The organism is Marinobacter sp. B-21, from assembly GCF_056857895.1.
Map to the genome: position 1 here is coordinate 249,297 of NZ_JBSXNZ010000085.1, position 12,688 is coordinate 261,984.

The window sequence follows — 12,688 nt, forward strand, 5'->3', positions numbered from 1 at the left end:
GGAGGTCGTGTTCAGCTTTCAGGCTGGCGAACAGGTGCCTACTGAATGCTGGTTTCAGAAGCGCCGGAAGAAGCGTGTGAAATCGCTGTGCCCGTCGGCGGCCTGAAATGCAGTGAATACAGAATGCGGTCCAGCACCGCCTGGCCATTCCACGCCGGGTCATTATTGACCATGCCCACCACAGCCCAGGTCGTGTTATTAGCATCGCGAGTGAAGCCGGCGATCGATCTTACATTCTCCAGATAGCCAGTTTTGATGCGGCCTTCGCCATCCATGCCGGTATTGCGAAGGCGGCGCGCCATGGTTCCGTCCATGGCAATGATTGGCATCGAGGCCATCAGGTCTGCCGAGTAGGCGCTGTTCCAGGCGTGTTGCAATATCTGGGCGCCCTGGCGGGCGGTGATGCGGCCGTGCCGGCTGAGCCCGGCGCCGTTATCGATCACCATGCCGGCAGTGTTGATGCCTTTGCCTTCCAGCCATTCGTAGATCACCCGAATGCCGGCTACCCGGTCATCGTTTTCGTCTTCCAGCCGGTTTTGGGCACCAATGGTAAGCAACAGCTGGCGGGCCATAACGTTGCTGCTCCATTTATTGATGTCTCGCACCATGGACACCAGATCCGGCGAAGTGGTTTTCAGCACCAGCCTTGCGCCTTCCGGGGCAACGCCATTGAGGTTGCCACCGGAAATGACCACGCCCATGTCCGTCAGAAGTGAACGGATCAACGATGCGGTGTACTGCTCATGGGGTAACAGGGACATGTATGTCGTGGTACGGCAGCCCTGAGGCAATTCGCCGGTTACTCGCACGGTAACCCGCTGGTCATCATGGAAAACAGGCTCCCACTCAAAACTGTGACGGGAGGGGCACGGCCCTTCGGCCGTCGCAACGACGCGGTTGTCGATCACTAACTCACTCAGTGAAGGGGTGCTCCAGGCCTGGGTGCCCCGTTCATCCGCCCGCACCTGAAGGTGCATCAGGTTCAGGTTGGTCAGATAAGCGGAAGGCTCAACGAGGAAGGGCGCATGGGGATTGTCACCATTGTCTTCGAAGCCTGGGAAACCGCCATCCACTTCAAAATAGCTGCCATCCAGCACCAGGTCCCCTTCGATTCTGGTAATGCCCATGCTCCGCAAATCCCTCAGGGTCGTCCAGAGTCGCTCAATGGTGAGCTTGGGGTCGCCGCCAAAGCGGACATAGAGATTGCCTTTCAGGGTGTCGCCGACCATGGTCCCGTCGGTCAGGAAATCGGTGTCCCAGCGATGGTTGGGGCCGAGAACTTCCAGCGCGGCAAAGGTTGTAACCAGCTTCATGATGGAACCGGGACTCATGAGCGTATCGGCATTGATGTACTGGTTAATGCCGGGGCCATTCAGGGGGATGGCTGCCATGCTCATGGCATTCTCATTGTGGAGCGATTCCTGGGCGTAATCCTTGAGTTGGTTGGTCCAGAGACGGTTGCCGGAGAAACCAGTATCATCGGTTTCGGCAGTTGCAGTCAGAGGAGATGCAATCAGGGCACAAACCACCACCGATACCAGCGCTGAACGTCGGAATCCAAGACACGTTTTTCCTGCACTGTCAGAGCGCTGCATTCCCCGAATTTCCATGGTTGCCGTCCAATGAGTTCTTATGGCTAAACAATAGCCTATCTTTGCTGGTTGTACTATGCAGAAAAGCTCTACATGACGTTAAAAAATGCCAGTAGTGTCGTTGTTTGTATTGAACTTTTGTGACTCAATGTAAGTGCCCTTGTGAATCATGGAGTTAGGTGGACAAAAATTAACTAATGTCATGCATGGCACCCGGGAGCCAATGGAAAATCGTCAGATTGCGTGATAATGACGTGATCTCCAACAGAAGGTTTGTTTATGTCCAATATGCTGTTTCGCAACATTCACGTGCTGGGTTCGGTCACCACTTCGTCGCTGACGGCGTGGCGCGGTTGCCTGGTGGTGAAAAAGGTACCTCAGCCGGAAAAGCCGATCGTGCTCTATGATATGGAAGGCTGCCCCTATTGCCGCAGGGTCCGGGAGGCCCTGACCGCCCTGAATCTGGATGTGGAAATCCGGCCCTGTCCGAAGGGTGGTTCGGTGTTCCGGGCGCAGGCGGAGGCTCTGGGTGGCAGGCAGCAGTTCCCGTTGCTGGCGGACCAGAACACGGGGGCGGTGATGTATGAGTCCGAGGAGATTATTGAGTATCTGTTCCGCCAGTATACCGGGCGGCCGGTGCCCAAATATTACCGTGACCGGGTCTGGCAGCCGGTTCTGGGCTCGGTGGCATCGGTGGCCAGTGCCATGAGGGGGCTTCGGGTTAGCCCCGGGAAGCGGCCGGAGCAGCCTTTGCATCTCTGGAGCTTTGAAGGTAGCCCGTTCTCGCGGCTGGTGCGGGAGCGGCTGTGCGAGCTGGAGATTCCGTACACTTTGCACAATCTGGCCAAGGAGCACTGGACGGAAATCGGGCCGGCGAAGCAGCGGATCAAGCCTGGGCCTTATACGCCGATTCCCGGTGGCAAACGGGATGCGTTCTTTCAGGTGCACAAGCGGGTTCAAGTGCCTTATCTGGAGGACCCCAACACCGGAGAGGGGCTGTTCGAATCTGCTCGTATTCTGGGTTATCTCGATAGTCACTACGGGAACTGACCTGCGTGTAAGACTGTCAGTCATCGAGTAGCCGCGCGGGTGGGTCATCCCTTGTCCAGACACACCGTAAATACATCCATGTAGGCTCGGTCGGGCCATCCATGGCCCTCCACGGTCTGGACAAGGGATGACCCACCCGCGCTTTTGGGCCTTGTGCTATTCGCACTGAAATTTATGACAGTGGGGCAGCAGATATGGCGAATCGGTTTACCCGAAGACAGTTTCTGGTCAGTTCCGGGCTGGTAGGGCTTGCTCTGACGTCCCCTCACTTGTTCGCGAACCTAACCAGCAAACCCGCCTCATCTCCCATCACCCGAAAAATTCCCGGAACAGACGAGGTAATTCCATCCATCGGCATGGGTACCTGGATTACCTTCAATGTTGGTGGCGACACACAGCTGGTTGAACAGCGCACCAGGGTTCTGAAAACCTTCTTCGATCAGGGTGGGACGGTTGTAGACGGCTCGCCGATGTACGGCAGCGCCTCGGATGTGGTGGGCGAGGCGCTGGATGCCCTGGATGCCCATGACCGGGTTTTTGCGGCCACCAAGATCTGGACCGGTGACGAGTCAGAGACCCGACAGGAGGCGGCGCGCTCCCGCAGACGCTGGGGTGTTGAGCGGTTTGATCTGTTGCAGGTGCATAATCTGCTGGGCTGGCAAGGGCATCTTGAGACGTTGAGACAGATGAAGGCGGACAGCGAAGTGAGGTATATCGGCATCACGACTTCCCACGGTCGCCGACACCGCGAATTTGAGCAGATCATGAAGCGGGAGCCTCTGGATTTTGTGCAACTGACCTATAACGTCCTTGATCGTGAGGTTGAGGATCGGTTGCTGCCCCTGGCCGAGGAACGGGGAATCGGGGTGATTGTAAACCGGCCGTTCCAGGGTGGTTCGCTGTTCCGTCGATTCCAGTCAGAGCCGTTGCCGGGCTGGGCCGGTGAGGCTGGCGTCAGCAACTGGGCGGAGTTCTTTCTCAAGTACATCATTTCCCATCCGGCGGTGACTTGTGCGATTCCGGCGACCAGCAAAGTCGAGCACATGAAGGAGAACATGGGGGCGCTTTACGGGGCGCTGCCGAACCCAGAGCAGCGGCGGCGGATGGCGGATTATGTGAGGTCCCTGTGACGGGCGCTGACTGGCTGAGCTACTCGTTGCAGGATTTCGTGATGTTCGGGCCGCAGGTGTTTCTGCGGCTGTTTGTCCGGATCAATCAGGATCTCTGGCCCTGGCAATTGCTGGCTGTGGTGGTTGCCATCGGTATACCCGTGCTGTTTCTGAAACCGGATCTCCGGGCCCGGCGGTTGGCCGTCGGGCTGATGGCAGTAGCCTGGGCAGGGAGTGGTTACGGATTTCTCGTGGGCTACTTTAGCCCCATCAACTGGCCGGCGGCGTGGTTTGGCTGGGCCTTTGTGGCGCAGGGCGCCCTGCTCGCAGCCGCCGCGTTTTTCGGGGCTGTCCATGGGCAAACGCCGCAGCCGAAGCAGCTTGCTGTCTTCTGGCTGGCGGCAGTGTGTGGTTTGCCCTGGTTGGCGGTGGCTGATTCCGGCGATTGGCAGTCGCTGGCGTTGTTTGGGGTGGCGCCGGGTACCACGGCAGCCACTGGCGCATTGGTGCTCGCCCTGGTGACCGGGCCCTGGCGGTGGCTTTACCTGCCGCTGCTGGTGCTGTGGAGTCTGTTCAGCGCGGCCACGCTCTGGGTGCTGCAAACCTGGTGGTTGCTCATTACCCCAGTGGCCACGCTGCTGTTCGTTGGCGCCGGGTTCTGGTTCAGTCCCAGGCCGGAGCAAAGTCTGGATTAGCGATCCGCTCGTTGCGGTCCAGCGCATCAATGGCGCGGATTTCCTCTTCGCTCAGCTCAATATCCAGGGCGTCCAGATTGGCTTTCTGGTGCGCCGGGCGGGTGGAGGAGGGAATAGGCACAACGCCTCTCGAAGCCACCCAGGCGATCGCGATTTGGGCCGGGGTCAGGTTTCGTTCGCCGGCAATGCGTTGCAGGGTTTCGTCTTCCATGACCTTGCCGACGGCTAATGGCATGTAGCCAGTTACAGCAATGCCGAGCTTTTGCGCATGCGCCACAACCTTGCGGTTCGCCAGGAAGGGGTGGACTTCCACCTGGTTGGTAAAGATGACGGTGTCGCCGAGAATCTCTTTTGCTTCATCCATTTGGGCGCAGGTGAAGTTGGAAATGCCGATATGCTCTGCCAGGCCTTCCCGCTGGGCATCCCTGAGGGCGCCAAGATATTCTTTCATGGGCACTTCATCGCCCGGTGATGGCCAGTGAATAAGCGCCAGGTCGACATGGTCGGTTTTCAGCCGCGCGAGACTGTCGTGCAGGCTGTTGATCAGGTCGCTGGCGTGCAGCTGGTCATGCCAGATCTTGGTGGTGACAAAAATCTCGCGGCGCGGAATGCCGCTGGAAGTGATGCCATCACCCACTTCCGCTTCGTTTCCGTACATCTGGGCAGTATCTATATGACGGTAGCCCAGGGACAGGGCACTCTTGACGGCGTCCCGGGCATCATTGCCCCTGAGCCGGAAAGTTCCCATGCCGATCTTTGGAAGTGCGCTGAATGACATGCTGTCCTCCTTTGCGAATCGTGTGTTTTTAAGGTGGTGCCGGCACACTGGTTCTTCAAGTGGCCTCCGGGTATCATCGCGCCTGAACTAACCTGTGAACCGAAACGATAAGGCCTAGACCATGTACACCGGCCATTGCCTCTGTGGCGACATCAGCTTTGAATACGATGGCCCCCTTGGCCCCGTTGCCCTGTGCCACTGCAGCCAGTGTCGGCGGGCACACGGCAGTGCCTTTTCAGCCAGTGCGCCGGTACAGAAGGTGCGGTTCCGTTTCATTTCCGGCGAAGACAGGATTACCGAGTTCGAGTCACGCCCCGGCAAGTTCCGGGGCTTCTGCAGCTGTTGCGGCAGTCAGCTATACAGCCGCGTTGATGCCATTCCCGGGATTCTCCGTCTGCGGGTCGGGTGGGTCAACGAACCCCTGGGCAAGGGCCCGGCCCGGCATGTTTTTGTCGGCTCAAAATCCGACTGGTTCGAGATTACCGACGAGCTGCCACAGTTCGAGAAGACCGAGCGAACCAACGATCCTCACTGAAAACCGGAACCATCCGGTAAACCTTGCCCCGCGGTGAATCCGTCAGCAACCACAGGGCCCCATCCGGGCCCATGCGCACATCGCGGATCCGCTTGCCAAGATCGGTGAGCAAATTCTTCTCTTCGACTACCGCTCTATTTTCTATCGTCAGCGGTGTCCTGGGCGCGGCCCATCTCTCCCCGGTCACCCACGGCCACATACAGGTTGCCTTCCCGATTAAATTCCATGCGCCCGGCAAAGTTCCGGCTGGAGCCATCCGGCAGAAAGGCGAGACTCCATGGGTTTTCAAGGTCCTGCGCCACGGTTTCCAGCTGGAAATCCGCCTCGTCGGCGCCAATTAATGAACGGTTGATGGTTGAGAATAGCAGTGCGGGTATATAGGGCGTCAAAAACTTCCCGGATCATTATTTTTGATGTTTTAAATAAGAATGATTCGTATTATTATGTGAGAATAGCAGTTCAACACTGAATCACACCCCAGAACGGAGAAGAAGATGTCCCGAATTCCGGAATCCCTGTTCCGCCACAGGGCGCTGTTTACTGCAACCCTGTGTGCGATCCTGCCTGCCTTGGCATCGGCGCAGGACGCGGGACCCGCCACACTGGAAGTGCTGGATGTATCTGCCGAACGTGGCGAGGTCTCGTCTGAATCCACCGGCAGTTACACCGGCGGCGCGACCACAACCACCATGAAGAAAGGTGAGGGCGGGAAACCTTCCCGCCCTCTTTATCGAGTATGAATGGGGAGGAAGCGGAATGACGCCCGAGCAGGAAATGATTGAAGGATTAAAGCTGGCCGCCAGTGCCGGCGCGTTTATTGGCCTGGTGGCCATAGGTTTGGCTCTGGGCTCTGCGATTGGTGCCTAAGTACTGCCCGGAGTGCTGTCCAGTTCCAGCCCTCCTGGCCAGGCATGTGATGAGTGTTTTTGAAACCCTGGAGCGCCAGCAGGTCCAGGATTCGCTGGGATTTTAAAACAGAATCATTATCACTTGCGGGTGTTTTGTTGTAGCCAGCGGTCCAGTTTGTCGGCAAATTCCTTGCGGTCGGTCTGGCTGAAGGGGGCCGGTCCGCCGGTTACCTGGCCGGCGTTGCGCATTTCTTCCATGAAGTTGCGCATGGCGAGGCGTTGGCGGATGTTCTCTTTGGTGAAGGCCTGGCCGCGGGGGTTGAAAACGTCGGCGCCTTTTTCGATGGCTTCTGCTGCTAACGGAATGTCCTGGGTGATGACGAGGTCGCCTTTTTGCATCTGGTCCATGATTTCGTTGTCGGCGACATCGAAGCCTTGGGGGACCTGTCGGCGCTTTATATAAGGGCTCGGGGGCAGGGTGATGACGTGGTTGGCGATGAAAGTGGTGTCGATCTGCCAACGGGTGGCGGCTCGGCAGAGGATCTCCCGGATGGGGACGGGGCAGGCGTCGGCGTCGACCCAGATTGGCATGGTTGGTTCCTTCTTTTGGCTTGGTTTTTGGTGAGTTTACCGTTTGTTGTTGTGAGCCTGGAAGCATGCTGCCGCGTATTGTTTTAAGGGTTTGCAGATTTGGCAGGCTTGCACCATTGGGAGGGGGCTTCCAAAAACCGCTACAAGCACATCCCTGTGCGCTTGTTTCCGGCCATCCATGGCCTCCAACATTTTTGGAAGCCCCCTCCCAATGGCGCGATCTTGCTGCAGAGTTAAGTCCGCGATTATGGCGGGCACTCCAAGTGACTTATTGAGGGATTTATGAAAACGGACATTGTTCCCACTGCATTTTTTGCGCTCATTCTGAGCCTGGTTCTTATCGCCACGGGAACGGCAAAGGCTGATGAACCAGACGCCTGGGAAGCCCTTCGTGATGGACAGGCCGTATTGATGCTTCGTCATGCTCTGGCACCGGGTACCGGGGATCCGGCAAATTTTGATATCAACGACTGCAGCACCCAGCGGAATCTGAACGCTATGGGGCGGGAGCAGGCGCGGGCGTGGAAGCCGTTTCTGGAGAGCCACGGGATTACTGAGGCGCGGGTGTTCAGCAGTCAGTGGTGTCGGTGTCTGGATACGGCGCGGGGCATGAACATGGGGGAGGTTACTGAGTGGCCGTCGCTGAATTCTTTTTTTGGCAATCGTGGGGATGGTTCGGCGCAGACTCGGCAAACCATTTCTCTGGTTAACGGGCTGGAGGTCGGGGCGCCGGTGATTCTGGTGTCCCATCAGGTGAATACCACGGCGCTGACCGGTGTGTATCCTTCGTCCAATGAGGGGGTAATTATCGGACTGCCCTTGTCTGATGATCCGAGGGTGCTGGCGAGAGTTTCACCCGAGAGTTGATGGTATAATCCAGCACTCATTCAATTAACAGGAAATGATAATGTCCCAACTTCCTCCATGCCCGCAGTGCAGTTCCGAATACACATACGAGGACGGTGTCCAGCTTGTTTGTCCAGAGTGCGGGCATGAATGGTCTGAGGCGGAGGCTGCGGCTGATGCGGCCGGGAAGCTGATTCGGGATGCCAACGGCAATGAACTTCAGGATGGCGACACGGTCACTGTGATCAAGGATCTGAAGGTCAAGGGCTCCAGCTCTGTGGTGAAGGTGGGTACCAAGGTAAAGAATATCCGTCTTGTGGAGGGCGATCACGATATCGACTGCAAGGTCGATGGCATTGGTGCCATGAAGCTGAAATCGGAATTCGTTAAGAAGGCCTGATTCTAAAAGGTGTTAGGGGTCGGCAGGGAGAAATCGAATGGTTGATCATGATGATGAAAACAAGCCGGTTCAATCGCCGTCAGAGCGCAAGCATGAGCTCCATCAGGAACTGCCGGTCGATTTCCCCGATCCGTTTTTTCGCGGCCTGCACCGGGTTATTCGTTTCGCAATCCGGGTGCTTGCCGTGTTGATGGTCGCTGTTATCCTCTGGGGTGTCGGCGATGTCATTTACATCATCTACGACAGGCTCATCACGCCGCCCTTCCTGCTTCTGAACATCAACGATATTTTTTATACCTTTGGTGCGTTCATGGCGGTTCTGATTGCGGTGGAGATCTTCATCAATATCAGGCTTTATCTCGGCACCAATGTCTTCCCGGTGCAGCTGGTTGTGGCCACGGCTCTTATGGCTATCGCCCGGAAAGTGATCGTGCTCGATTTCGAGACACTGACACCCATGTATCTGATCGGGATTGCCGCAACCACGCTGGCGCTCGGGGTTACCTACTGGTTGCTGAGGCAGGGCAATCAGTACCATGAATGGGATGACTGATCGCTTGCTGCCTCAGAGGCTGGTTGATCAGGCGTTTGTGGCAACCTGGATTTGTTGCTCCAGCTCTCGGGCCATTCCGGTATCAAGGTTCAGAGCCGAGGCCAGCTGGTCCAGCCATGCCCGCTCCATGGGGTTTTGTTCGTCGATCATCACCGCGCTGACGATGTAGATTTCCCGGCTTGCCTGGGGTGAGTCTGCGTTCCGGGCGAGGGCTTTTGCGTCCAGTGGGGCGTCAAACTGTTGTTGTATCCAGGCGTGGAGTTCGTCATCGGGACCCAGTTTCTCGATTTCCTGGGTCAGCAGGGCGCGTTCGTTAGCGTCGATGTGGCCATCGGCGCGGGCTGCCATGATCATGGCTTGCAGTATCTCCAGGCCTCGTTGTTCCTGCGCCTGGCCCTGCAGCTGTTCCAGAGGCTGACCTTGCTGGGCCAATGCAGGCTGCGATGTGCCCTGGTTGCTGGACTGGTAGTTCTGGTACGCCTTCCAGGCCAGTACACCCACGCCAGCCAGGGCGCCGTACTTCAGGGCTTTGCCGCCCATCTTCCGGCCGCGTTTTGAGCCGAGCATCATGCCGAGGGCGCCGCCGCCCAAAAGACTTTTGACGTCGATGCCTGAACCCGAGCCTTGTCCGCCTTTGAGTTGGCTGCCAAGGCTGTCCATCATCCTGTTGATGTCCATTCCTCCACTGCGGGACTGGCCTCCCTGGGCCTGTTTCATTACCTGGTTCAACACCGACATCACGTTCATATTCAGCTCCTGCTAATCGGGTCACTGGTTGGCTTCTGCGGTCATTCTATGTCCGCCGGGCTCCCGGGTCATGAGGCCGAGATTAATCTGTTGTCATGAATCAGGGCATTTAGTTCCGTTGATCACTGCTGCATTAGCCCGGAGGTACGAAGCTTCTGCTGGCTGGCTATTGCAATGGCCAGCTGCGACCATTCGCCGCATCCAGCCTTGCTCGCTTGTCATCAGGAGATCCAGAGGCAACACTAGGATTGAATGACGTTTCCAAAAAACGGATCGACGCGAGACACCATGAACAGACTCACCGCATTGACCACCGGCCTGCTGATTGCCTGCAGTGCACTGATCACCACACCTGTCCTGGCCCAGGATTACAGTCAGGGCGATGTAAAAATCGATCACCCGTGGAGTCGCCCCACACCACCGGGTACGCCCATGGGTGTGGGCTATATGAGCATTTCAAACACTGGCGGCAGCGAGATCGTTCTTACCGGTGCCCGAACCCCCCGGGCAGAAAGGGTCTCCATCCACAGGAGCAGCATGCAGGATGGCGTTATGCGCATGGCGCCAGTGAAAGGCGGGTTGGCCATTCCAGCCGGCGCAACCGTGGAGCTGAAACCCCACAGTTACCATCTGATGCTGGAAAACCTGAACAGCCCGCTTCGGGAGGATGAAACCATTCCGCTAACCCTCAGTTTTGAGGGCGCGGCGGATATGGAAGTTGAGCTGAACGTTGCGCCGCTGGATGGGCAAACCATGATGAACAACCAGAAGATGGATCATTCCGGTCAGGGTATGGACCACAGCGGCGACTGAAAGCTGAATCAGCCTCGCCCGCGAAGCCTGTCCAGGATGCCCTGAACCCACCCTTTAGCCTCGTCGAGGGTGTGGTTTTCTTCCACCAGTCGGCGGATAACCTGTAACTGGTTGTCGAACAGCCCGGATTTGTGCAGATCCGCCGGGTCTTCGTCCGGACCAAGTGGCAGAATATTTTCAAAGTAAGTGCCGCCCAGGAGGCGGCGCAAAATGCCCTCGCCCAGAAACGCTTCGTTGTTGTTAAGGGTGCGGGTTGCCCTCAGCAAACGCCGTATATCGTATTGCCCCGGATAAATATCGGGCACCTGTTTGTCGATGCCAAGAAGGCTGTAAACCCCGATGCGGGCAGTGCGAACCGAGCTTTCCAGTGTGAACACAACGTCGTTATGGGTTTCAACGAACTGCCCCATGCAGGCGAGGTTGGTGCAGCCCTCGGGGACCACCTGAGGGCGGTCGCCCCTGGCCCTCGGCATGAATTGGGCTGTGATGTAGGGCATCAGGGCGATCCGCGTTTTTGTGGCAGCCAGTACTTCATCGAGTTGATCGGTCAACCCGAGGTGGTAGCACATCTCGATCAACACTTCCTTGCCGGTGCACTCAGGCATCGGCTTCTTGACGTAATCGCCGGGCTTATCCATCAGCAAAGCGTAGGTCCACAGCACAATCACATCGTCGGGCTGGTCGGGGAAGTGTGGCTGGCGATTGCAGGTGAAGCTCATCAGCCAGGAGGAATCCGTAAAGGTGACAATACCGCCAGTGGCCGTGAAGCCCGAATACGGGTCGTTCACAGACAGGTCCTTCAGCTTGTCCATCAATGGTGAGGGCTTGCAGGTAAGAGTCACTGATTCCCAGGTTGAGCCGGGTATGTCTCCGCAGAATTTGTCCGGGCGCCCGAAGACTTCGGATTTCCCGGCCAGATTCCTCCAGAGTTGCCAGCCGGATCCCCGGCCTGCCTTATCACTGTCCTTCAACCGCGGGGCGGTATCGTCATCGCCGTAGGCCGTATCTTCGGTCATTGAGCCAGTGGTGACGAACACCAGATCACGAGCGCCGACATTGAAGGTTTTATCGCCATCTCCGCCATGGCACTGGATGGTTTTGACAGTTCTGGTGCCATCCCCGGTATCCAGATCCAGGTCCAGATCCGTAACGATCACGTCGTACTGGATATTCACGCCCTGATCTTTTAGCCAGGTCATCAGAGGCCGGACAAAACTGTCATACTGGTTATATTTCGGGAAAACCAGGGACGTCATGTCGTTCAGTCCGTCCATAAGGTGCAGGAAACGATGCATGTAGAGCTTCATTTCGAGCACGGAGTGCCAGTTCTGAAAGGCAAACATGGTGCGCCAGAACGTGTAGAAACTGGTGCTCAGGAACCCTCCACTGAACCATTGCTCGACAGTGATGTCGTCCAGATCCTCTTTCCGTGCCAGTAGCAGTCTGATGACTTCCAGCTGCTGGCGCCGGGTGAGATCCATGGTGGAAAAGTCCTTGATCTGGCCCTGGTTTTCCAGAAGGCGAGCTTTCGACCAGTTCTTGTCGGCATCGTTCACGATGCGGTATTCATCCAGCACGGTGAATGGCGCCGGTAACTCGAGCGCAGGTATTTCCGAGAAAACATCCCAGAAGTTCTGGTAGGTCATTTCCATTTCACGACCTCCGCGAACGATATACCCGTCTTCGGCATTACCGGCGCCATCGAGCGACCCACCTTCTATCTCCTGCTCCTCAAGAAAGGTGATGTTGCCAGCGGGCATGTGGCCGTCGCGAATGAGAAAAAAGGCAGCAGACAGGCCGGCTATTCCGCTACCGATGATCCACGCCCGACGCTCCGTAATGCCCTCTGTCGGAAGTGGCCGGTTGTTGGTGTAGCTTCCGTGCAGGTCAGCCGGCGGAAGGGGCGTGTCGATCCCGTTGTGCAGGTGTCTTGATGAGGCGTCCGGGGTGACCTCGACCCCCTGCTTTTTGAGCGCTTCAACATGAGGGGCGAGTTTTGAGCCGAGATTTCCGGTGCTGTTGGATGTGGTCATTCAGGGATCTCCTTTCCTGATGGGCTATTCTTGCAGTGTGTCTAGAAGGGCAGTCATTCCGGGTGACACATGTCAACCCGGCTTGAATCTTCATGAAG

At 57.2% G+C, this 12,688-nt stretch carries 15 protein-coding genes and 1 pseudogene; 9 read left to right on the forward strand and 7 right to left on the reverse strand.

The window, feature by feature from the left end:
• Nucleotides 1-38: 38 nt before the first annotated feature.
• Nucleotides 39-1,595 carry a D-alanyl-D-alanine carboxypeptidase/D-alanyl-D-alanine endopeptidase gene (gene dacB, locus AC13C0_RS16115; protein WP_482954667.1) on the reverse strand — a complete coding sequence of 519 codons (1,557 nt, stop codon included), beginning with the start codon at nucleotides 1,593-1,595 and terminating at the stop codon, nucleotides 39-41.
• Between the two features lie 276 nt (nucleotides 1,596-1,871).
• On the opposite strand from dacB, the gene AC13C0_RS16120 reads away from it, so the two are divergent.
• The 3 genes from AC13C0_RS16120 to AC13C0_RS16130 all read left to right on the forward strand — a co-directional run bounded on the left by AC13C0_RS16120 (nucleotide 1,872) and on the right by AC13C0_RS16130 (nucleotide 4,446).
• Nucleotides 1,872-2,642, forward strand: coding sequence for a glutathione S-transferase N-terminal domain-containing protein (locus AC13C0_RS16120; RefSeq protein WP_341581459.1), 771 nt, complete (start codon nucleotides 1,872-1,874; stop codon nucleotides 2,640-2,642).
• A 194-nt stretch (nucleotides 2,643-2,836) separates the two neighbouring features.
• Nucleotides 2,837-3,772: an aldo/keto reductase gene (locus AC13C0_RS16125; protein WP_341581460.1), complete on the forward strand. Its 936-nt coding sequence runs from the start codon at nucleotides 2,837-2,839 to the stop codon at nucleotides 3,770-3,772.
• The gene (locus AC13C0_RS16130) at nucleotides 3,769-4,446 is read left to right on the forward strand and encodes a DUF6064 family protein (RefSeq protein ID WP_162893771.1); all 678 of its coding nucleotides are present in this window, start codon (nucleotides 3,769-3,771) and stop codon (nucleotides 4,444-4,446) included. The genes AC13C0_RS16125 and AC13C0_RS16130 overlap by 4 nt, the downstream gene beginning before the upstream one ends.
• Here AC13C0_RS16130 and dkgB read toward each other — a convergent pair.
• Nucleotides 4,415-5,224, reverse strand: coding sequence for a 2,5-didehydrogluconate reductase DkgB (gene dkgB / locus AC13C0_RS16135; RefSeq protein WP_117619845.1), 810 nt, complete (start codon nucleotides 5,222-5,224; stop codon nucleotides 4,415-4,417). The two genes, AC13C0_RS16130 and dkgB, sit on opposite strands and share 32 nt — an antisense overlap.
• Before the next feature lie 121 nt (nucleotides 5,225-5,345).
• On the opposite strand from dkgB, the gene AC13C0_RS16140 reads away from it, so the two are divergent.
• Nucleotides 5,346-5,759, forward strand: a complete 414-nt coding sequence (locus AC13C0_RS16140) for a GFA family protein (protein ID WP_117619846.1) — start codon at nucleotides 5,346-5,348, stop codon at nucleotides 5,757-5,759.
• Here the strand turns inward: AC13C0_RS16140 and AC13C0_RS16145 are convergent.
• Together AC13C0_RS16145 and AC13C0_RS16150 are read right to left on the reverse strand one after the other, a co-directional pair.
• A pseudogene (locus tag AC13C0_RS16145) lies at nucleotides 5,704-5,889 on the reverse strand (PQQ-dependent sugar dehydrogenase); the annotation flags it as partial. The gene AC13C0_RS16140 and the pseudogene AC13C0_RS16145 sit on opposite strands and share 56 nt — an antisense overlap.
• 4 nt (nucleotides 5,890-5,893) lie before the next feature.
• Nucleotides 5,894-6,148 (reverse strand): PQQ-dependent sugar dehydrogenase, encoded by a 255-nt coding sequence (locus AC13C0_RS16150; RefSeq protein ID WP_227539346.1) that lies wholly within the window; start codon nucleotides 6,146-6,148, stop codon nucleotides 5,894-5,896.
• Nucleotides 6,149-6,253: 105 nt separating this feature from the next.
• On the opposite strand from AC13C0_RS16150, the gene AC13C0_RS16155 reads away from it, so the two are divergent.
• Complete coding sequence (locus AC13C0_RS16155) at nucleotides 6,254-6,499, forward strand: hypothetical protein (protein ID WP_117619847.1); 246 nt, start codon at nucleotides 6,254-6,256, stop codon at nucleotides 6,497-6,499.
• 246 nt (nucleotides 6,500-6,745) lie between these two features.
• Here AC13C0_RS16155 and AC13C0_RS16160 read toward each other — a convergent pair whose 3' ends face one another.
• Nucleotides 6,746-7,198 carry a YaiI/YqxD family protein gene (locus AC13C0_RS16160; protein WP_341581461.1) on the reverse strand — a complete coding sequence of 151 codons (453 nt, stop codon included), beginning with the start codon at nucleotides 7,196-7,198 and terminating at the stop codon, nucleotides 6,746-6,748.
• Nucleotides 7,199-7,480: 282 nt separating this feature from the next.
• On the opposite strand from AC13C0_RS16160, the gene AC13C0_RS16165 reads away from it, so the two are divergent.
• Genes AC13C0_RS16165 through AC13C0_RS16175 form a run of 3 tightly spaced genes read left to right on the forward strand, consistent with a single transcriptional unit; the run spans nucleotide 7,481 to nucleotide 8,997 of the window.
• On the forward strand, nucleotides 7,481-8,065 hold the full coding sequence (locus AC13C0_RS16165; protein ID WP_341581462.1) for a histidine phosphatase family protein: 585 nt from the start codon (nucleotides 7,481-7,483) through the stop codon (nucleotides 8,063-8,065).
• Between the two features lie 40 nt (nucleotides 8,066-8,105).
• Nucleotides 8,106-8,444, forward strand: coding sequence for a zinc ribbon domain-containing protein YjdM (locus tag AC13C0_RS16170; RefSeq protein ID WP_099619235.1), 339 nt, complete (start codon nucleotides 8,106-8,108; stop codon nucleotides 8,442-8,444).
• Between the two features lie 37 nt (nucleotides 8,445-8,481).
• The gene (locus AC13C0_RS16175; protein ID WP_341581463.1) at nucleotides 8,482-8,997 is read left to right on the forward strand and encodes a phosphate-starvation-inducible PsiE family protein; all 516 of its coding nucleotides are present in this window, start codon (nucleotides 8,482-8,484) and stop codon (nucleotides 8,995-8,997) included.
• Nucleotides 8,998-9,024: 27 nt separating this feature from the next.
• On the opposite strand, the gene AC13C0_RS16180 is transcribed toward AC13C0_RS16175, so the two are convergent.
• Complete coding sequence (locus AC13C0_RS16180; protein WP_341581464.1) at nucleotides 9,025-9,744, reverse strand: tellurite resistance TerB family protein; 720 nt, start codon at nucleotides 9,742-9,744, stop codon at nucleotides 9,025-9,027.
• Between the two features lie 288 nt (nucleotides 9,745-10,032).
• Here AC13C0_RS16180 and AC13C0_RS16185 point away from each other — a divergent pair, with 288 nt between their 5' ends.
• The gene (locus AC13C0_RS16185; RefSeq protein ID WP_099619232.1) at nucleotides 10,033-10,557 is read left to right on the forward strand and encodes a copper chaperone PCu(A)C; all 525 of its coding nucleotides are present in this window, start codon (nucleotides 10,033-10,035) and stop codon (nucleotides 10,555-10,557) included.
• A gap of 8 nt (nucleotides 10,558-10,565) precedes the next feature.
• Here AC13C0_RS16185 and AC13C0_RS16190 read toward each other — a convergent pair whose 3' ends face one another.
• Nucleotides 10,566-12,590: an oleate hydratase gene (locus tag AC13C0_RS16190; protein WP_341581465.1), complete on the reverse strand. Its 2,025-nt coding sequence runs from the start codon at nucleotides 12,588-12,590 to the stop codon at nucleotides 10,566-10,568.
• Nucleotides 12,591-12,688: the final 98 nt, after the last annotated feature.